We start from the raw sequence: 21,460 nt of genomic DNA, 5'->3' as shown, positions 1-21,460 counted from the left end.
CGAGGCGCCAGCCGTTGATTGTTGTTGTTCTGTACGAAACCGGGGTGGTGGTCCTCTGTAGGAGCAGCCGGTCGACGCTCGAGTGCTCGCGATGGTCGTGAACGTTACGGGGTCAACCCAGCGCTCTGCAGTCCATCGCGGGCAAGCCTCGCTCCTGCAATTGCCTGACTGATCGCGGGGCTCAGGCTTCCAGCAGGAAGCTGTGGCGTACCGGCCAGCTCAGCCACACCGGGGTGCCGCTGGGCAATCGGGCGCCGGGGTGATCGCCGGGTACCGAGAGGTTCACCGGTGCCAGCTCCGGGGCGATGTTCAGTGCCAGGTGGGTGCTGGAGCCCTGGTAGACCCGTTCGCCCAGGTGCGCCGGCAGCACGTTGTGCTCACCTGCTTGCGGTCGTTCGGTGTGCAGCGTCATGTGCTCGGGGCGTACCGCCAGCAACTGTGGCTGGCTGCTCAGCTCACCGGGGAGCGCGGCATGCAGGGCGACGTCGCCGCAGCGGCCGCTGGCGTGGCCGCCATTGCGGGCAATGTCGCGCAGCGGGAACAGGTTCATCTTGCCCAGGAACTCGGCGACGAAGCGGTTGCTGGGGCGGTCGTAGATGTCCTGGGGCGAGTCGATCTGCGCCAGGCGCCCCTGGTTGAAGATGGCGATGCGGGTTGACAGGGCCAGCGCTTCGCCCTGGTCGTGGGTGACGAACACGAAGCTGGTGCCCACCTGGCGATGGATGCGTTGCAGCTCGGCTTGCAGTTGTTCGCGCAGGTTCTTGTCCAGGGCCGAGAGCGGCTCGTCGAGCAGCAGCATGTCCGGCTCGAACACCAGGGCCCGGGCGATGGCCACCCGTTGCTGCTGGCCACCGGAAAGCTCGGAAGGCTTCTTGTGCAGGTGGGCGCCCAGGCCCACCACTTCGAGGATGTGCTTGACCCGGCGCTGGCGCTCCTCGGCCTTGACCCCGCGGATGCGCAATGGGTAGGCGACGTTGTCGGCGACGCTCATGTGCGGGAACAGCGCGTAACCCTGGAACACCATGCCGTAGTTGCGTTTTTCCGCCGGGCGCCGGCTGATGTCGACACCACGCTCCATGAGCTTGCCGGCGCTGGGGGATAGGAAGCCTGCGAGGATCATCAGCAGGGTGGTCTTGCCTGAGCCGGAGGGGCCCAGGAGGGTGAGGAATTCGCCTTGGCGAACGTCGAGGTCAATGCCGTCCAGGGCTGTGAAGTTGCCGTAATACTGGCTGATTCCCTGGGCGCTGAGTTGGGTCGAAGGACTGCTGGACACTACAGAGTTCTCCTGCGGAAACCGACCTGCGCTGTGGAGTTTTTATTGTTGGAACAGCAGGCGGTTGGCTCATTATTGGCAAAAGCAACGGCACATCAATGGAATAATTTTTGCCTCATTGGTGAGTGAAATTATCCATTGGCCAGGGGCCGTTGCCGCCTTCGCCCAGGTTCAAGGCTTGATCAGCAAGCTGTCGGTAATGCCTTGGGTGGTGTTTTGCAGCTGGTATTTCAGCCACGTCGAGAAGGCCCGCACCGCCGGCCGCTCGGCCTTGGCCGGATCGATCGCCAGGAAGTAGCCGCGCCGGGCGCTGATGGCGATATTGAACGGCCGCACCAGCAGTCCCCGGGCCAGGGCGTTGCCGCTGAGCAGGCTGTCGCCGATGGCCACGCCCTGGGCGGCGATGCACGCCGACTGCGCGCAGTGGGCGTCGGAGAAGGTGATGCCACTGTCCGCATCGACCTGGTCGACCCCGGCAGCGGCCAGCCAGGCGCGCCAGTCGCTGGTGTCGTTCATGTGGATCAGGGGCAGGCCGGCCAGGTCCTGTGGCGTTTTCAAGCCGCCGATGGCGTTGACCAGGCGCGGGCTGCATACCGGCGAGAAATGCAGGGTGAAGATCGGCTCCACCAGCAGCCCGGGCCAGTCGCCGATGCCGTAGGTGATGAACAGGTCGGCCTCGGGATCGCTGGTATCGTCCCAGGAGCGCGGGTTGACCACATGCAGCCGTACCTCGGGGTATTGGCGCTGGAAGCTGTTGATGTGGTTGCACAACCAGAAGCTGGTGAACCCCGGGTTGCAACTGATGCGCAACTTGCCGGACACCGCCGGCCCATCGAACAGCCGGCCGGCGTCCTGGATGTCGGCGAGGATGCGCCGTACCTCGCGGGCATAGCACTGGCCCTGGTGAGTCAGGCCGATGCCGCGCCCGACCCGTTCGGTCAGGGCGAACCCCAGGCTCTGTTCCAGGCTGATGATCTGGTGGCTGATGGCGCTGCGGGTCAGGCTCAACTGCTGGGCGGCGGCGGTCACGCTGCCCAGCCGGGCGACCGCGTCGAGGGCGCGCAAGGCGCTGATCGTGGGAAAACGCATACAACCTCCGGGACGGGGGGAACGGGTCTTCGAATGCGTCCGGCCTGGTGTGTCCAGGCGCTTGCGGCGCATCAGGTCGCGCCGAAGTATGGGTCGCGCCAGCGTGGCATTGGTTAGTTTTTTTGCCCATTGCTGGCGAAATAATTTGATTGATGTAGCCAGCGCTTCACCAATACTGGCCCTCGATCCGGGCTGAGCCGACCGGACCATTCCCATGACAACAACAGGTCCGGCCGGCCCGGGTGGATGCCGATGTGCCCAGTTCGTGACTGGCCGGGACCTGGATAACCAGGAGTGCCGAGGATGTCGCGCTACAAAGAATTCGCGCTGGATTGGGTCGAACGCCACCGCCAGCAATTGTCGGACTGGCACCAGCTGATCTGGCACTACGCTGAGCCGGCGTTTCGCGAGTACAAGTCCAGTGCCTGGTACGTGGCGTTGCTGGAGGCCGAGGGCTTCACCGTCGAACGCGCCAGCGGTGGCATGCCCACGGCCTTCTGCGCCACCTTCACCCAAGGTCAGGGGCCGTTGCTGGCCACCTATGGCGAGTACGATGCGGTACCGGGCAACTGCCAGGCCGCCACCACCTGCAAGCAGCCCCGCGATGGCCTTTCGCGTTTTGCCCCGGGGCATACCGATCCGCACTCGGCCCTGGGCATCAGTGCCTTGGGCGGGGCTCTGGCGGCCAAGGCGACCATGCAGGAATTCGGCTTGCAGGGCAGCATCCGCTTCTTCGGCGAGCCGGCGGAAAAACTCCGCGCCTCCAAGCCGGTACACGCGGCCAAGGGTTATTACGACGACCTGGATGCGGCCATCAGCTTCCACCCCACCTACATGCTGCCACTGAACAACACCACCACCTGGGACACTCACTGCGGCATTGCCTACGCCTACATCTACAGCTTCACCTGCGAAGAGCCGGAGCAGTGGATCGCCGCCGATCGCTACAGCCCGATCCCGCAGAACCACCTGGCGGCCCGGGCCCCGGGGGCCAACGATGCCCTGGTGCATTTCTATACCCTGAACGAAAGCCTGCGCCGCTCGACCCTGCCGTTCACCGGGCTGTGGAGCTACAACGAGGCGATCCTCACCGCAGGCCAAGCCACGGCCGACAACCTGCCGCCGCACTTGTCGCAGATCCAGTACCTGCTGCGCTGCGATTCCATCGAGCAGGCCGAGACTATTTCCCAGGTCATGGACAACAACGCCGCCGCGGCGGCCATGGCCACCGGCTGCCGCTGGAAGAAGACCTGGGTGTGCAAGTCCCGCGGTGGCCTGCCCAACCATGTCATGGCCCAGGCCACCTACGCCAACCTGGCGGCGGTGGGCGCCCCGCAGTGGGACGAAGAAGCCCGGGAGATCGCCCGCCAGATCCAGCGCAATCTGGGCCTTGAGGCCATGGAACGGCCCTTCCTGCCGGCCACCGAGGCGCTGATCGAACCCCAGGAATGCGAGCGCCAGCTGCGCCTGCAAATGCCGGCCTGGCAGAACTACCTGACCTCCGACGACTACCCGGAATACACCTGGCACTGCCCGACCGTGCGCTTGCTGGTGGCCCGGCCGATGCTCAGCGCGCCACCGGGGACGGTCTATCCGGATTGGGTCTCCAACGCCCTGGGCGGGATTCGCCAGACCATCGACCCGATGATCGAGGTGGCAGCCAAGACTATCGCCGCGACTCTGGTGGACTTGCTCACCGACGAGGCATTGCTGGCGGCGGCCAAGGCCGAGTTCGTCGAGCGCACGGGTGGCGGGATCGGTGGCAGTCACTGGCAGGCACCGCTGCTGCCCAAGGACTTCCAGGTGCCCCACGACTTCCGCTGGCCGGAATACATCAGCACGGCGCGGGGCGAGGAATGGTGGATTCCGGCGCGGGCCGACGAGTAGCCGCCGCAGCCTGGGCGAGGGGGCGTTATGCCGCTTCGCTCAGGCGCTTATGCACAATGGATGGGTTTTTCGGCCAGGCAGATGACGAATCTGTGGAGTCATTCTCATCTTTTTGCAACTGGCTGTTTTTTCGATGGTTTATTTTTATGAATAAAAAATGACCAGTTATGTGTCGGGAGTCCACGCCCTGTTTTTAGGGGACTTGCCAGGATTTGATCAACAGACTTATCCACAGGTCGCGACGGGCTGTCGCAGGGCTTCAGCGCTGGGCCAGGAGCAGCAGATTGCGCGGGGTCAGGTGCGCAGGGCAGAAGGTCCCCAGGCGTACCTGATAGCCCTGCTGTTGCAGAAACAATGCCCGGTCCAGCACCAGCCACAGTTCCAATGGCCGGCGGAACAGGCCGCGCAGCAGTTCCAGGTTGCGCACCTGGGCCAGGCGTTGCCAGCCGGCGGCTTCCAGTGCCGGCCAGTCTTGCGCGCCGATTGTGGGTAACTCCTTGAGGGCCGCCAGGTCGCGGCAGTATTCGGCGAACGGCTTGTCCAGCCAGTGACTGGGCAGCGAGGGGGTGGGCAGGTAGTCATCGACGCCTCGCAACTGGCGTTGCAGCAGGTCGAAGCCCAGGCGCCAGGCCATGGACTGGTCGCGCTGGCGCCGGACCCGGGCCCCGGCGGTCACGGTCTCGCTCATGGGCAGGCCCAGGTCGTCCAGGGACAGCCGCAGGACGGACGCCTGGCCGGCTGTGGATAAACCCTGGTACTGGCTGGCGCTGGTGCGGTTGTAGCAGCACGGGGCGATGGCCAGCTGGCGGCAGCCGGCCTGGCTGGCGAGCTGCATCAGGCGCACGTGCAAGTCGCCGCAGGCATGCAGCGCCACCGGGCTGTGTCCGGCAGCCAGCTGCGCGGCGACCGTATCGGCCAGTACATCCTGCTGCACATGGCTGGCGGCCAGGCCATGGTGGCGGCTCAGTTGTTCGCCGCTGGCCACCAGCGCCGGGTCGTATTCGAGGCAGGTCAGGCATTGCCCCGGTTGCAGCAGGCGCCGTCCCAGGTGGCCCTTGCCGGAACACCAGTCGAGCCAGTGGGCGGGAGCCTGGTCGAATTGCAGGCGGGCGGCGAAGGCTTCGATCTGCTGCCATTTGCGTCCAGGCACATCGACATTCAGCCGCGCTCGCATGGCCGGCAGATCGCTGGCGGGCAGCTCCGTCAGCTCGGCCAGGGCCCGCGACTGGGCCGCCAACTGGGCGAAGGGGGCGGGCGCGTCCAGCTGTTCCGGGTGATTGTGGGCGGTTTCGGCGTCTGCCAGGGAACGCTGGCGCAGCCACTGGGCGAGTTCGCGGTAGCGGGCTTCCCAGGGCAGTTGCAGATACTGGAACGGGCGTGGGCGCCAGAGCCCCTGGTGCTCCAGGAGGAAGGCATCCAAGGCCTGGAAGCGGGTAAGTAGTGCAGGGCCTTGGAGGATGGCGGGCATGGTGACGAATCCGGGGCAGGCCCGCTCCCTGGCGGGAGCGGGAGGGCTCAACGGCCCTGGCAGGCGTCGACCCGTAGCCAGCGTTCCAGTTGGCGGAAGGCCTGGACCAGGATGAACGACATCAACAGGTAGAACACCCCAGCGGTAAAGAACATATCCACCGTCAGGTAGTTGCGGGCAATGATGGTCCGCGCCATACCGGTCAGTTCCAGCAGGGTCACGGTGCTGGCCAGGGAGCTGGCCTTGAGCATCAGGATCACTTCGTTGCTGTAGGCCGGCAGGCCGATGCGCGCAGCACGCGGCAGGATGATGTAGAACAGCGCCTTGGGCTTGGACATGCCCAGGGCCCGCGCCGCTTCGATTTCACCGGGCGGAATGGCCTGGATCGCGCCCCGCAGGATCTCGGCGATATAGGCCGCGGTGTGCAGGGTCATGGTGGCGGTGGCGCACCAGAACGGATCGCGCAGGTAGGGCCACATGAAGCTTTCGCGCACCGCATCGAACTGCGCCAGGCCGTAATACACCAGGAACAGCTGCACCAGCAGCGGCGTGCCACGAAAGAAGAAGATGTAGGCGTAGGGCAGGGCGCGCACGTACCAGAGCCTGGACGAGCGGGCAATGCCCAGCGGGATGGCCAGCAGCAGACCGAGAATCACCGCGAAGCCCACCAGCTCCAGGGTCAGCGTTGCACCCTGGATGAACTTCGGCAGCCATTTGTAGATGACTTCCCATTCCATTACGTCGTCCTCACAAAGCCGCGGGCGGCGCGTTTTTCCAGGAAGTGCATGCCGATCATGGCCAGCACGGTCAGGCCCAGGTACATGACGGCCGCGACCATATAGAAGGTGAACGGGTGCTTGGCGAAGGTTACGGCGTTCTGCGCGTTGCGCATGATTTCTTCAAGGCCGATCACCGACACCAGCGCGGTGTCCTTCATCAGGATCATGAACAGGTTGCCCAGGCCCGGCAGGGCGATGCGCCACATCTGCGGCAGGATCAGGCGGTTGAAAATCCGCCACTTGGAGAGGCCTAGCGCGGTACCGGCCTCGCGGTGACCCTTGGGGATGGCCAGGATCGCGCCGCGGAACACTTCCGTGGCATAGGCGCCGAAACACAGCCCGAGGGCTATCACCCCGGCTACGAACGGGCTGAGAGCCAGGTCTGGGTTACCGAAATGCTCCCCCAGCGCGTTCATCGTCTTCACCGTGCCCAGGTAGATCAGGAGCACCCAGAGCAATTCCGGAACGCCGCGCACGATGGTCGAATAGGTTTCGCCAAGCCAACGCAGGGGCTTGAACGGGGAGGTCTTGGCCAAGGCGCCGAGCAGTCCGAGCACCAGCCCCAGGCATAACGCCGAGAGGGCCAGCTTGACGGTCATCAGCGCGCCGGCGGCGAGCGCCGGGCCGAATCCGAAGAGATCGATATTCATGGGGTCTGGATGGCTTTGCTAAGGACCGGCGCCCCGAGGGTGAGCGCCGGTCAGGCAAGTCAGTATCAATAGATGCTGAACGGGAAGTACTTGTCGTTGATCTTCTTGTAAGTGCCGTCGGCCACGATTTCCTTCAAGGCGGTGTTCAGCTTCTCGCGCAGGGGATCTTTCTTGCGCACGGCAATCCCGATCTTGTCGCTTTCCACCATAGGCTCGCCCTTGAACTCAAAAAGCTTGCCCGCATCGCTCTTGAGCCACTCGTAGTTGACGTACTTGTCGGCCAGGATCGCGTCCAGTCGGCCGGAAGTCAGGTCCAGGTAAGCGTTCTCCTGGGTGTCGTAGAGCTTGATGGTGATGTCGTCACCCAGGTTGTCTTCCAACCAGGTGCCGGCCAGGGTCGCGCGTTGTGCCCCGATGATCTTGCCCTTGAGCGAGGCCTTGTCCGTCTTGAAGTCGGTCTTGGCCTTGGGGGCAATGAACTGCAGCTTGTTGGAGTAGTACGGATCGGTGAAGTCCACCGCCTGCTTGCGCTCGTCGGTGATCGACAGCGAGGAGATCAGGAAGTCGAACTTCTTGGCGTTCAGGGCCGGGATGATGCCGTCCCAGTCGGAGGTGACCACGGTGCATTCGACTTTCATCTTGGCGCACAGGGCGTCGCCGATGTCCTTGTCGAAACCGACGACCTGGCCACTGGCGTCCTTGTTGTTGAAGGGAGGGTAGGCTGCCTCTATGCCCATCTTCAGGGTCTCGGCGGCGGCGCTGGCGCTGAAGGCCAGGGTGACGGCAGCGGCCAGGAGGACTTTCTTATAGCTCTGCATGCGTTTAGCTCCGTTAGCGGTTGCTGGACATGAATTGTTTGCAGCGTGCCGAAAGCGGGTTCTCGAAGACCTGCTCGGGCGAACCTTGCTCTTCTACCAGACCCTGGTGCAGGAACACCACTTCGCTGGAGACCTGGCGGGCAAAACTCATTTCATGGGTGACCAGCAACATGGTGCGGCCTTCTTCGGCCAGGGCGCGGATCACGTTGAGGACTTCCTGGACCATTTCCGGGTCCAGGGCCGAGGTCGGCTCGTCGAACAGGATGACCTTGGGTTGCATCGCCAGGGTCCGGGCGATGGCGGCGCGTTGTTGCTGGCCGCCGGAGAGCTGGGCCGGGTAGGCGTGGCGCTTGTCGGCGATGCCGACCTTGGCCAGCAGGGCCTCGGCCACCTCGATGGCCTCGGCCTTGCTCTGGCCCAGCACGCGACGCGGTGCCTCGATGATGTTGTCGAGCACGCTCATGTGCGGCCAGAGATTGAAGTTCTGGAATACGAAACCGATTTCGCTGCGCAGGCGGTTGATCTGCTTGCTGTCGGCGGCAATCAGCTCGCCGTTCTTCGCGGCCTTGAGCTTGAGCTCTTCGCCGGCTACCAGGATCTGGCCCTGGTGCGGGTTTTCCAGCAGGTTGATGCAGCGTAGGAAAGTGGACTTGCCTGAACCGGAGGAACCCAGGATCGATATCACGTCACCGTCGCGAGCGGTCAGCGAGATACCCTTGAGTACCTCCTGGGAGCCGTAGCGTTTGTGCAAGTTGCGGATTTCAAGCGCGGGCGTGGCCTCAGCCATGTGCGGTCCTCATAGAGTTCAATGTGCTCCTGCTGTTGGGCTGCCTTCCTGGCGAGGCGCCAAGCTAGCATAGGGTTCGAATCGCAGCCAACAGCGCTGCCGGAGGTAAACGAGCGACGTGTGGCAGGTTGTCGCATCGGCACAGCTGACTGTCGCCCCATCAACAACCGAACGCCCGTTTGAACCCTGGATCCGGCGGGTGTCGCGTAAAAAAAGGCGCGATGGTGCCAGCTTTGGCCGGGTGTTGGAAGGGTTAACGGGCCAAAGGTCATGGATCTGTCGGTTAATTGGGTATCCCACGCTTTTTGACCGTGTTTTTGCCGGACGAGGTCGTCTGATGGCGGCGATGTCGAGCAATGACCTGGAAAAAAGCCATCGAGTTCAATGAGTTGCCGATCTTTATCGGAAAGGTTCGGCAATCCCGGGCCGCGGCTCTGTACTTGCCTTCATGGCCTGGGTGATCAAGGCGTGCTGCGAGACTGCCCTTTTGCGAGAACGAACCCGGGCCGGGTGGAGTTAGTCTTTTTTGTTCCGGCAGGTCATGGGTGTCCAGCTTCTGATCCGGCGTGGGGCTGCCGGCGCCGATGTGGCGGTATCCGGGGACGTGTCGGTCGCACTTGCGTGTGGGGGGTGGGGCGGATCAATTGATCGCCTGGAATTCAAAAAGACCGTTGCCGACATAGACAGAGGGCGTTTTTATTGGATTTGTGACTTGTTACATGAGGTTTCGTGGACAGCATGCAGGCGAAATAGTAGCCTGCGCGCTCTTCGATAAGAGCTCTTGCGTGCCAGCGTGAGAGGAGCTATGGAATAGCGCTTTTGTACAAGGGATTGAACGCTTGTCGGAACCTGCGGGTCCGCCGCTTTCCCTTGAAACGCCTCGCCTTTCCAGCTCTTGACCGGTTTGCACTCGCCCTTGGCGTGGTCGATGGTCCCTGCCCGAAGAACCTAGCACTGGTTCCAATGGTGATCGCCCGGTCATTGGTTCCTCATAACGGGGCGGCAAGGAGACGCACATGGCGTTCACCAAAATCATCTTCAAAAACCCGAACACCGGAGCCATCAAGGAAGCGCCAGTCGGTTTCTCCTGGACCGTGTTCTTCTTCGGTTTCATCCCGGCCCTGTTCCGCGCCGACTGGAAATGGGCAGCCATCATGTTCCTGCTGTCCATGTTCACTTTCGGCCTGAGCAACCTGGTGTTCATGTTCATCTACAACAAGCTGTTCGTCCGTGACCTGATCGGCGCCGGCTTCAAGGCCCAATCCATCGCCAGCGGCGACCTGAGCTTCGCCAGCTCGCGCATCGGCATGGAAATCCCGCGGCTGGAAGCGGCCTGAGTATCGGGCGGTTCTAGTAGCTGAAATGCAAAAGGGCGCATCCACAGGATGCGCCCTTTTTTCTTGCCGCTCGTTCAGCCTTCGGTGCTGAACAGGGCCTGGGAGGCGGCGAGGTAATCGGCCTGGAAGGCCTCGGATTCGATCCAGGCCAGCGCCGTGGCTTCGTCGGCCTCGGTGGACCAGTTACGGTATTCGATCAGTGCCGCGAGGATGAAGTCGGTGGCGCCTTGTTCGCCCTCCTGCTCATACACCAGTTCCAGCAACGGGGCCGCCAGGAACGCCGCGCACATGGCCTGCTGGCTGGTTTTCTCGGCGTCGCGCATTTTCACGAACAGCTCGGTCAGGTCTACCGATTCGAAGTCGATGCGGCTGTCGTTGGGGTCCAGGTCCAGTTCCGAGGTCGGTGCAGTGCGCTTGACGCGGTTTTGCTTGGCCTTGGTTTTCGCCCGCTGGGCCCTTTTGTGTTGCTTGTTCGCAGATGCCATGGGCGTGTTACCTGGTTGCCTGAAGATGTATCGCATGGGCCGCCGTGCAGTGGCGGCCGGTGAGGCGGGCAAGGATGCCAGTAAATCGGCGGTGGGGCACCTGCCTTCGGCCGGGAGGTGGTGTCGGTCGCGGCTCAGTTCCTGGGGATCAGGCGCCCCGGGCTGCGGCTATCCAGTTCGCCGTGGCGCAGCCAGCCGAGGATGATCGGCCACAACCGGGTCTCGAAACGGCTGTGGAAGAATGCGAAGTGGCCGACGGCGGTCTCGCCGATGTCCTGCGGACGGATACGCAAATGGGTGCGCGGGCTGTTGTGGAAATAGCCCAGCAGGCGTTCGATGGCGGCCACGGTGCCGAACGGATCGTCGCTGAGGCTGATGGCCAGGATCGGTGCCGTGACATGGGCGAAAGGCTGGCCATTGCGCTCGGTGGCGATCTTGCGGCCACTGGGGCGCCCTTCGTAGCGCGGGTGCGGGGTGCTCCAGTCGCGGACCACCCCGGCCGGGGTGTCTTCCATCCACCCCAGGCGCTTGCCGGGGAAGTAACCATAGAGGCGGGTCAGCAGGGGCATCGCCAGGTGCCATTTGCCCAGCATCCGCCAGCGTTCTGCCGGGGCGTAGTCACGCCAGTAGGCGAATTGCGCGCCCATGGTCGCCATGCGCCGGATCACCCCCGCCGAGTTGCCCAGGCCTGCCGCGCAACCGCCGAAGCTGTGGCCGACGACGTCGATCGGCTGGCCGGGAAATTCGCGCTGGGCACGTTGCAGCATCGCTTCGAAATCCAGGGCGCCCCAGTCCGACCAGGAGGCCTTGAAGCCCTTGAGGGATGCCGGCCGCGATTCGCCGATGCCACGGTAGTCGTAGGTCATGACATCCAAGCCGTGGGCAAACAGGTAGTCGGCGAAGCGAAAGTAGTAGCGGCAGCGCACCGAGGTGGCGGCGCTGATGATCACCACCGGGCGTTGTGGATCCGGCTGGGCATGGCGCCAGGCAAAGCCGCCGAGCATGACGCCGTCGGCCGCGGGCTCCTTGAAGCTTTCGCTGGGGCCACTGGCCGGTTCGACGGTGGCGTGGCGGGTGGCTGGCTGTTCGGGAGGGGATAACAGGGACATGGGAACGTGTTCCTGAATGGCTGAAGTGGGGTCCTGGCTCAGCGGCGGGGTCTATCGGCGACCATCAATGACCGTCCGATCCACAGGGCGGCAGCGGCCAGTGCGCCCAGGAGCAGGGTAGTGAGGCCCTGCCACAGCAGCTCGCCATAGAACTGGGTGGGCTGCAGCGCCAGGCTGTAGACGTGCCTGGGGCCGGCGCGGTTGCCGGTGACGATCTGCCCGTCGACCAGCGCGCCGGCCAGGGTCCAGGCCAGCAGCCCGCTGAGCAACAGCAGCACGGTCCCGACTACCAGCAGCAGCCAGGCGCCGCTACGGTTGTCGACGGGCTTGGGGTGGGGCAGGGGGATGCGGGTTCGTTTCTGGTTCACTGCGGGCCGTTCCTTTGCGAGGCGATGGTCACTTTACTCTGCGAGAGGCCCTTGGTGATAACGCCGTGGCCTGTCATTGGCGGCGCAAAGGTATGCTGGCGCTCTTTTTTTGCAAGGATCGGGAATGACGATGATGCGGTGGTGCTCATGGAAGGGGCTGGTGCTGGCGGTGCTCATGGCCGCTGGCGCACAGGTGCGGGCGAACGAGCCGTCTTCGGTCTATCTGCGCTGCAACATGACGCCGGAAGACTATGCCAAGGCCATGGCGGCGACGCCGCGCCCGGCACTGGCCTATGGCGACTGGCAGCAATGGTTCAACAGCAAGCAGATGTACGGCCCGGGCCTGGTGGACGCCGAGTCGTTGCGCGACTCCGGGGCGCGCAGCCTGCAGGAAACGGTGGAGATCTGGATGGGCCCCGGTGCGTATTCACGTTATGACCCCAAGGCTGGTCGCTGGCAGTTCGCCTTGCTGGAGTTCACCGACAACTACGGCGAGATGATCCAGTTGCTGGCGCCCTTGCGCGGCGTCGCCGCCTTCTGCCAGCCCGAATCCGACAGCTTCCTGTTCATCTACTCCTACATCTGGGGCGATGGCGACAATGCCTACCTGGCCCTGGACCAGGGGCGTAGCCGGTTCGCCACCGGGCCGACCCCGGCGCAGCGGGCCGAGGCCGACGCCGCGCTCGAGGGGCTGATGGAGGCAGGCGCGGACTGAGGCGCCTTAGGCGTCTTCGCTCAAGCCCTGGTGCCGAATCGGTCTAAAACCGCCGGTATCGAGGCGTACACTGAAGTTTGGGAGCTTGAGGCGGGCCAGTTGTGCAGGGCTGCCGTGGCTTGGCCATTCGCGATGCAATAGGGGAGGCCCGGGCGCTACCGATCCTGGGGCTGGAGGCTTGATGGTGGCGCCCCATTGCAGGGGTTCGAAACGAACCCGGGAGTGGTCATCATGAAATGCTCTTCCATCAGTGTCATGTCGGCGCTCGCCGTGCTGCTGCTTGCGTTGGCATCACCCAGCGTACTGGGCGCCGTCGCCAGCAGCGAGCCGATCGATCCGGCCGGCGTCCAGTTGGTGCCGCAGCAGCAAAACGGAATCGCCTACCTCAGCGGCGGGATCGGCCTGGATGAGTCGCGGGCCATCCAGCAGGTAACGGGCTACAACCTGCACCTGACGTTTTCCGTCGGCCCGCAGAACCAGTACACCTCGGATGTGGACGTGGCCATCGAGAATGCCCAGGGGCATTCCCTGTTGAGCCTGGCCGGGGTGGGGCCGATCGTCTATGTGCAGCTGCCCCCCGGCAAGTTCCAGGTCGTCACTACCCGCAAGGGCCTGGAGCGGCGTAGCACTATCGATGTCGCCGCTAGCGCCCGGCGCGATCTCAACGTCCATTGGGATAACTTTTGAGCGCAGCCCTGGGGGCTTGAACCTGACGTAGCGTGAGGATCTATCCTGTCTTCAACCATTGCTCGGCGTAGGGAGGCAGATGAGGAATGTTGAAGATCGGTGAACTGGCTCTCAGGGCTGGCGTTACAGTGCGCACCTTGCATCATTACGATGGGCTGGGACTGCTTTCTCCCTCCACACGCTCCAATGGCGGCAATCGGCTGTATTCAGAGGCCGACGCCGCTCGTCTGGGGCGTATCCAGGTGCTCAAGCAGGGCGGGCATTCGCTGGAGCAGATCAAGCAGATGCTGCAAGCGGACAGCCTGTCTCCCGCAGAGCTCATTTCCCGGCAACTTGAATCCCTGGCTGCGCAGCAACGCCATATCGAGAAGCTGCGTGTGCGCCTGCTGAGGCTGAACCAGAAGATAGGCAAGGGCACCGTGCTTCTCGGCATCGACTGGATCGACATGCTGGAGATGCTGGCCCTGCAAGAGGAAGTCTTGTCCGCAAGCGAGATCGCGGCCTTGCTGGCCGTCGAAGAGCGGCTGGATGATGTCGAGCGGGACTGGGAACTGCTGGTGGCCGACGTCCAGTCAGCCATCGCGGCGCAGACGCCAGGGCACAGTCCGCACGCGCAAGCATTGGCCTGGCGCTGGATGCGCCTGGTGCATTTGACCGTCGCCGAGGATGCCGAGCTGGCCTTCAAGCTGACGGCGCTCCAGCGAAATTCCCGGCGAGCGCAGCAACTCAACGGGATTCATGACGCCATGCTGGATTGGGTCATGGTGGCCTTCGTCCATGCTCGAGCAGCGCTAATGGTCAACTACCTGACCCCCGCCGAGCAGCAAGACCTGACGCAGCGCCAACTCGAGCATCTTTGGCAGTGGCAGCCCTTGATCGCACAGGCCCGCGAGCATCAGCGCAACGGCCTCGAAGCCGCATCCCCTGGTATGCAGGAGCTGGCCCGGCAGTGGCTGGGGTTGTTTCGTGCCTCCCATTACGGTGACGACCCGGAGCTTGAGCGCAAGGTGCGCCATGCCTACGCACAAGAAGCTGGCTTGAGTGCATACACCGGCCTGAACGACTCGCTGGTGCATTTCATCCACCGCGCCCTGGCGCTGATCTAAATCGTGCCGCTGAACTTTCAATAAGGAATCGATCATGGAACACAGCGCTGTCCACCTGGTTTGCGGGCCCGTGGGGGCGGGCAAGTCCACTTATGCCCATGAACTCTCGAGCGGCGGTAGCGCCGTGGTTTTCTCCATGGATGCCTGGATGGCCAAGTTGTTTGCGCCTGACATCGCATCGGGCACCACTGTCCAGGCAATGAACCCGGCATGGTTCGCCGAGCGAGTGGATCGTTGCGAGGCAGTCATCTACTCGGTGGCTGCCGAGGTATTGCGCTGTGGCGGCTCCGTCATCCTCGACCTGGGCTTTCTTCGTCGCCAGCGACGCGAGACGGCGTACGCCTTTGCCGCCCGGCACGGCAGCCCGGCCGTACTCCACTACGTCACCGCGGAAGCGCAAGCTCGGCGCAATCGGGTAGCGCGCCGCAATGAGCAGCGGGGGCAAACGTACGCCATGGAGGTCACTCCGCAGATGTTCGATTTCGCTGAAAGCGTATTCGAAGCCCCGCAGTCGCAGGAGCTGGCAGGTGCGCGGATGGTATTCACCGATCGTGAATAGGCGCAGGTTGTAGCGCGTTATCCATTGAGGCTGGCTATGGAGCGATGCGCTGGCGGATCACAGCGTTGCTGCCGTGCTGCGGGCGGGGCTCCAGGCCGAATCGGCGGGGAAGGGTTGGTAAACCGTAGAAAGCAAAAAGCCCGCACTAGGCGGGCTTTCTGTGTGTCTTCAGGTGTGCTTGGCCACCTGAAAACTGAAGGTGGTGCCCAGAGACGGAATCGAACCGCCGACACGGGGATTTTCAATCCCCTGCTCTACCGACTGAGCTATCTGGGCAACGGGGCGCATTAAACGGGTTTTTCAGGGGGGCGTCAAGCAAGTTTTGAAAAAAAGTTTAATTATTACCGCCGCTTACGATCCGCCCCCCGGATTTGCAGCGGTTTCACTCCGCTGGCGGCACGTAACCTTCGGCCTTGGCGTATTCCTCGCCGGAGAAGTACTTGTCCATTTCCGCCTGGATGAACTTGCGATCCTCGGCGTTCATCATGTTCAGGCGCTTTTCGTTGATCAGCAGGGTCTGGTGCTTCTGCCAGTCGCCCCAGGCCTTGGCCGAGACGTGCTCGTAGATATCCTGGCCCTTGGCGCCCGGGTACGGCGGACGGTCCAGGCCTGGCAGTTCTTCTTGGTACTTGCGGCACATTACGGTGCGGGTCATGACGACTCTCCTGCATTCAATACTTCAGCCGCGCGTTTGAGCAGTGTCTTCACCGGGGCGGCAAGGCCCAGGCGCGGCGGGGTGGCGAGGTTATACCAGAGCCAGTCGGCCTCGGCGACGTGCAGGGCCGACTCTTCGACTCGGATCAGCCAGGGCTCGATGGCCAGCTGGAAGTGGCTGAAGGTGTGTACCAGAGCAGGCATCTGCTGTTGTTGACCCAGCTCCAGGGAGTGCTGCATGGCCAGGTGCTGGATGTCGTCCAGTCCATCGAGCTCCGGCAGGCTCCAGAGCCCGCCCCAGAGCCCGCTGGAGGGGCGTCGGTAAAGCAGGATGGCGCCTTCGCGGTTGGCCAGCATGGGCATCAGGGTGCGCTTCTGTGGCACCTCCTTGCGCGGCTTGGGCACCGGGTAGCGGGTCTCAAGGCCGAGCATGTGCGCCTCGCAGTGCCGCTCCAGGGGGCACAGCAGGCAACTGGGCTTGCTACGGGTGCACAGGGTCGCCCCCAGGTCCATCATCGCCTGGGTGTAGTGGTTGACCCGCGAGTGGGGCGTGAAGCGTTCGGCGGCCGCCCATAGCTGCTTGGCCACCTTGGGTTCCCCCGGGTAGCCCTCCTGGGCGGTGAAGCGCGCCAGGACCCGCTTGACGTTGCCATCCAGGATCGGCGCCCGCAGGCCCATGCTGATGCTGGCGATGGCCCCGGCGGTCGAGAGCCCGATACCCGGCAGCTCGGTGAGTTTTTCCACGTCGCGGGGAAACTCGCCGCCATGCTCGGCCATCACGATCTTCGCGGTCTTCTGCAGGTTGCGTGCGCGGGTGTAGTAGCCCAGGCCGGTCCACAGGTGCAGCACTTCGTCTTCCGGTGCCTCGGCCAGGGCCTGCACCGTGGGCAGGGAGGCCATGAAGCGGTCGAAGTAGTTGAGCACGGTACTGACCTGGGTCTGCTGCAGCATGATCTCCGAGACCCAGACCCGATACGGGTTGATGTCCTGTTGCCAGGGCAGGTCGTGGCGCCCGTGACGGTCATACCAATCCAGCACCGCGCTGGAAAAAGCCTCGGCTCTCATCGCTTGAACAGCCCCTTGATCGCGTTCTTCAGTTCCGGGCTGACCTTGTCGCCGAGCTTCTCGTCGATCTTTTCCTTGAGTCGCTCGCCCGCCAGCTTGGCCGCGACCTGGCCCAGGCCGTCCTTGTCCAGGCGGCAGGCCTTGGCGCCCAGCTCCAGCGGGCCACGGCAACGCAGCGGCAGCTCGATGCCACGGAAGCGCTCGCCCACCTGGCAGGCCGGATCCGGGTTATCGCTCAGGTCGCCTTCGACGATGATGCCCACGCGATAATCCAGGCCCAGCACGCGCAGGTCGATGTCGCCGTTGCCGTTGACGGTCATGCCGGGGATGCGCACCTTCAGGTCCGGGTTGCTGGCCACGCCATTACGCAAGGTCAGGTTGCCCTTGAGCTCCTGGAACGGGGTGTCCTTGCCGCGCGGGGTACTGGTCAGGTTCTTGCGGTTGAGCACGGCGATACCCTGGCACAGCTGTTGCTCGATGCTGGCGTTGAGCAGCACACCGTTGTTGATGGCGAAGCTGGCGGTGCCGTTGAGGCTGTCGATCAGCGCCTTCTGGCTGTTGCCATTGCCAGTGAGGTTGCTGCTCAGGGTGACCAGGCCCTTGACCGGAGGATTCTGGCCCTGGTTTTCCAGGATGCGCTCCACCGGCACCCGGTTGATCCGGGTCTGCAGGTTCAGTTTCGGGGTGCTCTGGCGCACGTCCAGGGTGCCGTTGGCCTCGAAGCTGCCGTTGAACAGCTCGCCGCGCAGGTCGGCGAGTTTCAGCAGGCCGCCCTGGCCGGAGGCCTTGAGCGCGGCATTCTGGATCGGCAGCTTGTCCAGGGTCAGTTGGCCGAAGTTCAGGTCGGCGTCGACATCGAGCTGGGCCAGGCGCTCCACCGGCAGCAGGCGGTCGGTGCTCCAGGCGCCCTTGGTCGGTGCGTCGGGCAGCGGCGTGGTGCCGCCCGCGGCAGCCGCCTCGCTACCCTGTACTTCGGCCTTGCGGGCCGCGGCGGCGCTGTTGGCTGCGGCGGACTTGGGCGGCAGGTAGCGGTCGACATTGAAGGTATCGGCCTTGAGCTGGGCGCGCAGGGCTTGCTTGGCGAAGTCCTCGATGGCCAGGCGGCCGCTGAAGCTGCTGTCGTCGAGCTTCAGATTGAGATCTTCCAGGGCCAGGCTGGTGGGCGTGGCTTGCAGGCGGCTGGCCAGCTCGACCTTGCTCAGGCTGCCCTCGGCCATGGCCGGCAGGGTCTGGCCGATGCTGTCGACGAACTTCGCCAGGTCGAACTGGGCGATGGAGATCCCGCCGCTGATCTGTGGCGTCTTGTCCAGGTCATTGACCTTGAGTTCGCCCAGGGCCCGCAGCTGGTTGAGGGAGAGCTTCAGCCCGGTCCACTGGCCGACGTTGGCGGCCTTGTCCAGCAGCAGCTGGCCCTGGGCGGAGAAGGTCAGGGTCTTGCCTTGCAACGGGTCGCCGGCCGCCTCGCCGGACAAGCGCATGTCCTCGAACTGGTAGCGCTGCAGGGCGCGGTCGAAGCGCAGTTCGCCGTTGAGCTCGGTGCGCACGCGCACTGCCGGTTGGCTGCTGGCCAGGAAGGCGGTGAGCTTGACCGGAGTGTTGGTGGCTTCGTGGATCGGCCCGGTGCTGAGCTGGATGCTCTCGGCGGTGAACTGCTTGCCGGTCTGTTCGTCGTTGTATTCGACCCGGGCGTTGTTCACCGTCAGGCTGTCGATATCCAGGCGGATCGGCTGCGCGGGTTTTTCCGCGCTGGCCGCAGCCTCGCCGGTTTCGCCGGTGCTGGTGGCAGGCGTCTCGGCCTGGCGGTCGGCCGGCGCAGCCTTGCCGATGTCCTGCCAGTTGCCGTGACCGTCCTTGTCGCGGTTCAGGCGCAGGTTCAGGCCCTCGACCCGGACGTCGCTCATCTGTACTTCGCGGCGCAGCAATGGCAGCACGCGAACCGACAGGCCCAGCATCTGCAGGTCGGCGAAAGGCTGGGTGGGGTTGGCCAGGGTGGCCACCCCGGCGTCGTGCAGTTCCAGGCCGAGCCAGGGGAACAGGCTCCAGCCGATGTCGCCATTGAGGGTCAGCTCGATGTGGGCCTTGTCCCGGGCGATCTGGCGGATTTCGTCTTTGTAGTCGTTGGGGTCGAACAGGTGGGTCAGGGCGAAGCCCAGAGCCACGATGATCAGTAACAGCCCGAGAATTACCAGACCCAGGATTTTGCCGAGCGCTTTCATGGGCGAGTCCTTGTATGTCGAATTCAAAATTTAGCGGGGCAGTATAACGCCCCGGACCTGGCGACTGTTGACCCAAACCGTCTACGGGTACTTGAGTTCCAGTCGCAGCTTGGCCGCCAGGGCCTGGGCCTCGAGATGCCCGGCCGGTGCCAGCAGGCAGAGGTTCGCCCCCTCGGTCCGGGCCATTTCCCGGGCCTGGCTCACCAGGCGTTCGGCCACGCCGCGGCGCCGGGTGATCTTGCGCACACAAAGGTGGGACAGGGACCAGCCGTCCGAGTGCCGTTGCAGATATCCGGCTCCCAGCAGGCGGTCGTTGAAGCGCGCCACCAGCAGGCTGGTCTCCCCCAGGGCATGGGCGATCAGTTGCGGGGCATCGGCATGGGGGGCGAACAGCCAGTCCGGGGCGTCCTGGTAGATCTTGCGCAGGTCCTGCTGGTCCTGGGGGCTGGCGTCGTGCAGCGCTTGGACAACGATGGGCATTGGGGTTCCTGGAGCGAGGGTGGGCGGCGACCACCAGAGCAGTCGCGGTAAAAAAGGAGATAGCAGTTTGCTTTCTTAATGTTTTGCAAATGGTAACCTCTGGCGGTTCGTCCGTCCTTCTGCGACTTAATGTCGCGCCTGCCCAAAGGAAGCTTTACTCAATCAGAACGACCGTGCCCTCGTGCCAAGGTCGTCGCAGGGGAGTGGCCGATGAACAATTCCAATAATTGGGGGAACATCCATGAGCTCTAGCAACGTGGCGGCCAGCGTGCCCGCCCAGCCGGCGTTCTTGTCCAAAGAACGCATCATCGCCAAGCCCGGTTTCAACCGCTGGCTGGTACCACCGGCCGCCCTGGCCATCCACCTGTGCATCGGCATGGCCTATGGCTTCTCGGTGTTCTGGCTGCCGCTGTCCAAGGCGCTGGGTATCAGCGCGCCCGTGGCTTGCGAGCCGGGCATGGGCTTCATCGCCCAGGTCTTCTCGTCCCAGTGTGACTGGCCGATCTCCATGCTCGGCTGGATCTACACCCTGTTCTTCATCTTCCTGGGCTGCTCGGCGGCGATCTGGGGCGGCTGGCTGGAGCACGCCGGTCCACGCAAGGCTGGGGTGGTCTCCGCCCTGTGCTGGTGCGGCGGCCTGCTGATTTCCGCCCTGGGGGTCTATACCCACCAGATCTGGCTGATGTGGATCGGCTCCGGGGTGATCGGCGGGATCGGCCTGGGCCTGGGCTACATCTCCCCGGTGTCGACCCTGATCAAGTGGTTCCCGGACAAGCGCGGCATGGCCACCGGCATGGCGATCATGGGCTTCGGCGGCGGTGCGATGGTCGGTGCGCCCCTGGCGGCCGCGTTGATGAGCCACTTCGCTACTCCCACCAGCGTCGGCGTCTGGCAGAGCTTCCTGGTGATGGCCGCGATCTACTTCGTGTTCATGATCGGCGGCGCCCTGGCGTATCGCGTACCGCCCACCGGCTGGAAGCCCGAGGGTTGGAACGCGCCGGCGAAAAAAGCCGGTAACGCGATGATCACCCACCGCCACGTGCATGTGAACGTGGCCTGGAAGACCCCGCAGTTCCGCCTGGTGTGGCTGGTGCTGTGCCTTAACGTGTCGGCCGGTATCGGCATCCTCGGCATGGCCTCGCCACTGCTGCAGGAAGTGTTCGCCGGCAAACTGCTGGGCAACGGCCTGAGCTTCAGCCAGCTGGACGCCGGGCAACTGGCGCAGATCGCCGCCATCGCCGCCGGCTTCACCGGCCTGCTGAGCCTGTTCAACATCGGTGGCCGGTTCTTCTGGGCGTCGTTCTCCGACTACCTGGGCCGCAAGAACACCTACTTCGTGTTCTTCGCCCTCGGGTTTGCCCTGTATGCGCTGATCCCGAACCTCGGCCACCTGGGCAACATCGCCCTGTTCGTGGCGGCGTTCTGCATCATCCTGTCGATGTACGGCGGCGGTTTCGCCACGGTCCCGGCCTACCTGGCGGACCTGTTCGGCACCCAGATGGTGGGCGCGATCCACGGCCGCTTGCTGACGGCCTGGGCGGCCGCCGGCGTGCTGGGCCCGGTGCTGGTGAACTACCTGCGCGAATACCAGCTGAGCATCGGCGTCGAGCGCGCCGCGGCCTACGACATCACCCTGTACATCCTCGCCGGCCTGCTGGTGCTGGGCTTCCTGTGCAACCTGATGGTGCGCCCGGTGGCCGACAAGTACTTCATGACCGACGAGCAACTGGCGGCCGAGCAGGCCCTGGGCCACGACAAGGGCGCCGACAGCAGCGTCGTCCTGGAGTGGAAGGCTTCGCCTGGCAGCAAGCCGCTGGTGATCGCCGCCTGGCTGGTGGTGGGCATCCCCCTGGCATGGGGCGTGTGGATAACCCTGCAGAAGACCGCAGTGCTGTTCCACTAGGATCCTGCCTGGCGCGGGAGCGAGG

Annotated in this window: 21 protein-coding genes and 1 tRNA gene; 7 read left to right on the top strand and 15 right to left on the bottom strand. The window is 64.2% G+C overall.

All coding sequences use genetic code 11. The features are described from left to right. Positions 1-181 precede the first annotated feature (181 nt). Together CAG11_RS07485 and CAG11_RS07480 are read right to left on the bottom strand one after the other, a co-directional pair. A complete protein-coding gene (locus tag CAG11_RS07485; RefSeq protein WP_022639219.1) occupies positions 182-1,273 on the bottom strand; it encodes an ABC transporter ATP-binding protein in 1,092 nt (363 codons plus the stop codon). Positions 1,274-1,444: 171 nt separating this feature from the next. Beyond that, positions 1,445-2,362, bottom strand: coding sequence for a LysR substrate-binding domain-containing protein (locus tag CAG11_RS07480; RefSeq protein WP_022639220.1), 918 nt, complete (start codon positions 2,360-2,362; stop codon positions 1,445-1,447). Between the two features lie 303 nt (positions 2,363-2,665). Between CAG11_RS07480 and CAG11_RS07475 the strand changes: the two genes are divergently transcribed. Beyond that, on the top strand, positions 2,666-4,249 hold the full coding sequence (locus CAG11_RS07475; RefSeq protein ID WP_085595742.1) for a peptidase M20: 1,584 nt from the start codon (positions 2,666-2,668) through the stop codon (positions 4,247-4,249). Positions 4,250-4,508: 259 nt separating this feature from the next. Here CAG11_RS07475 and CAG11_RS07470 read toward each other — a convergent pair whose 3' ends face one another. From CAG11_RS07470 to CAG11_RS07450, 5 genes are all read right to left on the bottom strand, one after another. Then, entirely contained in the window at positions 4,509-5,717 is a 1,209-nt protein-coding gene (locus CAG11_RS07470; RefSeq protein ID WP_085595740.1) for a methyltransferase, read from the bottom strand. A gap of 47 nt (positions 5,718-5,764) precedes the next feature. Then, positions 5,765-6,454: an ABC transporter permease gene (locus CAG11_RS07465; protein ID WP_085595738.1), complete on the bottom strand. Its 690-nt coding sequence runs from the start codon at positions 6,452-6,454 to the stop codon at positions 5,765-5,767. Next, a complete protein-coding gene (locus CAG11_RS07460) occupies positions 6,454-7,146 on the bottom strand; it encodes an ABC transporter permease (RefSeq protein ID WP_085595736.1) in 693 nt (230 codons plus the stop codon). The genes CAG11_RS07465 and CAG11_RS07460 overlap by 1 nt, the downstream gene beginning before the upstream one ends. A gap of 65 nt (positions 7,147-7,211) precedes the next feature. After that, the gene (locus tag CAG11_RS07455) at positions 7,212-7,964 is read right to left on the bottom strand and encodes an ABC transporter substrate-binding protein (RefSeq protein WP_085595734.1); all 753 of its coding nucleotides are present in this window, start codon (positions 7,962-7,964) and stop codon (positions 7,212-7,214) included. A gap of 13 nt (positions 7,965-7,977) precedes the next feature. Further along, positions 7,978-8,751, bottom strand: a complete 774-nt coding sequence (locus CAG11_RS07450) for an ABC transporter ATP-binding protein (protein ID WP_022639226.1) — start codon at positions 8,749-8,751, stop codon at positions 7,978-7,980. A 1,016-nt stretch (positions 8,752-9,767) separates the two neighbouring features. On the opposite strand from CAG11_RS07450, the gene CAG11_RS07445 reads away from it, so the two are divergent. Next, positions 9,768-10,088 carry a hypothetical protein gene (locus CAG11_RS07445; RefSeq protein WP_022639227.1) on the top strand — a complete coding sequence of 107 codons (321 nt, stop codon included), beginning with the start codon at positions 9,768-9,770 and terminating at the stop codon, positions 10,086-10,088. 74 nt (positions 10,089-10,162) lie between these two features. Here CAG11_RS07445 and CAG11_RS07440 read toward each other — a convergent pair whose 3' ends face one another. The 3 genes from CAG11_RS07440 to CAG11_RS07430 all read right to left on the bottom strand — a co-directional run bounded on the left by CAG11_RS07440 (position 10,163) and on the right by CAG11_RS07430 (position 12,050). Then, complete coding sequence (locus CAG11_RS07440) at positions 10,163-10,573, bottom strand: hypothetical protein (protein WP_085595732.1); 411 nt, start codon at positions 10,571-10,573, stop codon at positions 10,163-10,165. 134 nt (positions 10,574-10,707) lie between these two features. Further along, on the bottom strand, positions 10,708-11,682 hold the full coding sequence (locus CAG11_RS07435) for an alpha/beta fold hydrolase (protein ID WP_053132582.1): 975 nt from the start codon (positions 11,680-11,682) through the stop codon (positions 10,708-10,710). A gap of 38 nt (positions 11,683-11,720) precedes the next feature. Continuing rightward, entirely contained in the window at positions 11,721-12,050 is a 330-nt protein-coding gene (locus CAG11_RS07430) for a hypothetical protein (RefSeq protein WP_085595730.1), read from the bottom strand. A gap of 124 nt (positions 12,051-12,174) precedes the next feature. On the opposite strand from CAG11_RS07430, the gene CAG11_RS07425 reads away from it, so the two are divergent. From CAG11_RS07425 to CAG11_RS07410, 4 genes are all read left to right on the top strand, one after another. Further along, positions 12,175-12,765 carry a hypothetical protein gene (locus CAG11_RS07425; protein ID WP_256578709.1) on the top strand — a complete coding sequence of 197 codons (591 nt, stop codon included), beginning with the start codon at positions 12,175-12,177 and terminating at the stop codon, positions 12,763-12,765. Between the two features lie 231 nt (positions 12,766-12,996). Continuing rightward, positions 12,997-13,452, top strand: a complete 456-nt coding sequence (locus tag CAG11_RS07420) for a hypothetical protein (protein ID WP_085595785.1) — start codon at positions 12,997-12,999, stop codon at positions 13,450-13,452. Positions 13,453-13,538: 86 nt separating this feature from the next. Continuing rightward, positions 13,539-14,558 carry a MerR family transcriptional regulator gene (locus tag CAG11_RS07415; RefSeq protein ID WP_085595728.1) on the top strand — a complete coding sequence of 340 codons (1,020 nt, stop codon included), beginning with the start codon at positions 13,539-13,541 and terminating at the stop codon, positions 14,556-14,558. Between the two features lie 34 nt (positions 14,559-14,592). Further along, entirely contained in the window at positions 14,593-15,117 is a 525-nt protein-coding gene (locus CAG11_RS07410; RefSeq protein ID WP_085595726.1) for an ATP-binding protein, read from the top strand. Positions 15,118-15,317: 200 nt separating this feature from the next. On the opposite strand, the gene CAG11_RS07405 is transcribed toward CAG11_RS07410, so the two are convergent. The 5 genes from CAG11_RS07405 to CAG11_RS07385 all read right to left on the bottom strand — a co-directional run bounded on the left by CAG11_RS07405 (position 15,318) and on the right by CAG11_RS07385 (position 19,532). Continuing rightward, positions 15,318-15,393: transfer RNA gene (locus tag CAG11_RS07405), tRNA-Phe, on the bottom strand. A gap of 106 nt (positions 15,394-15,499) precedes the next feature. Further along, the gene (locus CAG11_RS07400; protein WP_022639236.1) at positions 15,500-15,772 is read right to left on the bottom strand and encodes an oxidative damage protection protein; all 273 of its coding nucleotides are present in this window, start codon (positions 15,770-15,772) and stop codon (positions 15,500-15,502) included. Then, complete coding sequence (gene mutY, locus CAG11_RS07395) at positions 15,769-16,836, bottom strand: A/G-specific adenine glycosylase (protein WP_085595724.1); 1,068 nt, start codon at positions 16,834-16,836, stop codon at positions 15,769-15,771. The genes CAG11_RS07400 and mutY overlap by 4 nt, the downstream gene beginning before the upstream one ends. Continuing rightward, positions 16,833-19,052, bottom strand: coding sequence for an AsmA family protein (locus CAG11_RS07390; RefSeq protein WP_085595721.1), 2,220 nt, complete (start codon positions 19,050-19,052; stop codon positions 16,833-16,835). The genes mutY and CAG11_RS07390 overlap by 4 nt, the downstream gene beginning before the upstream one ends. Before the next feature lie 81 nt (positions 19,053-19,133). Beyond that, positions 19,134-19,532, bottom strand: coding sequence for an acetyl-CoA sensor PanZ family protein (locus CAG11_RS07385; RefSeq protein ID WP_022639239.1), 399 nt, complete (start codon positions 19,530-19,532; stop codon positions 19,134-19,136). 241 nt (positions 19,533-19,773) lie between these two features. Between CAG11_RS07385 and CAG11_RS07380 the strand changes: the two genes are divergently transcribed. Beyond that, complete coding sequence (locus CAG11_RS07380) at positions 19,774-21,435, top strand: OFA family MFS transporter (protein ID WP_031319992.1); 1,662 nt, start codon at positions 19,774-19,776, stop codon at positions 21,433-21,435. Positions 21,436-21,460 lie beyond the last annotated feature (25 nt).

It is taken from the genome of Pseudomonas sp. B6(2017), assembly GCF_002112765.1.
GTDB lineage: Bacteria > Pseudomonadota > Gammaproteobacteria > Pseudomonadales > Pseudomonadaceae > Aquipseudomonas > Aquipseudomonas piscis.
The sequence above is the reverse complement of the archived record's forward strand: the minus strand, read 5'-3'. Positions and strand labels throughout refer to the sequence as shown.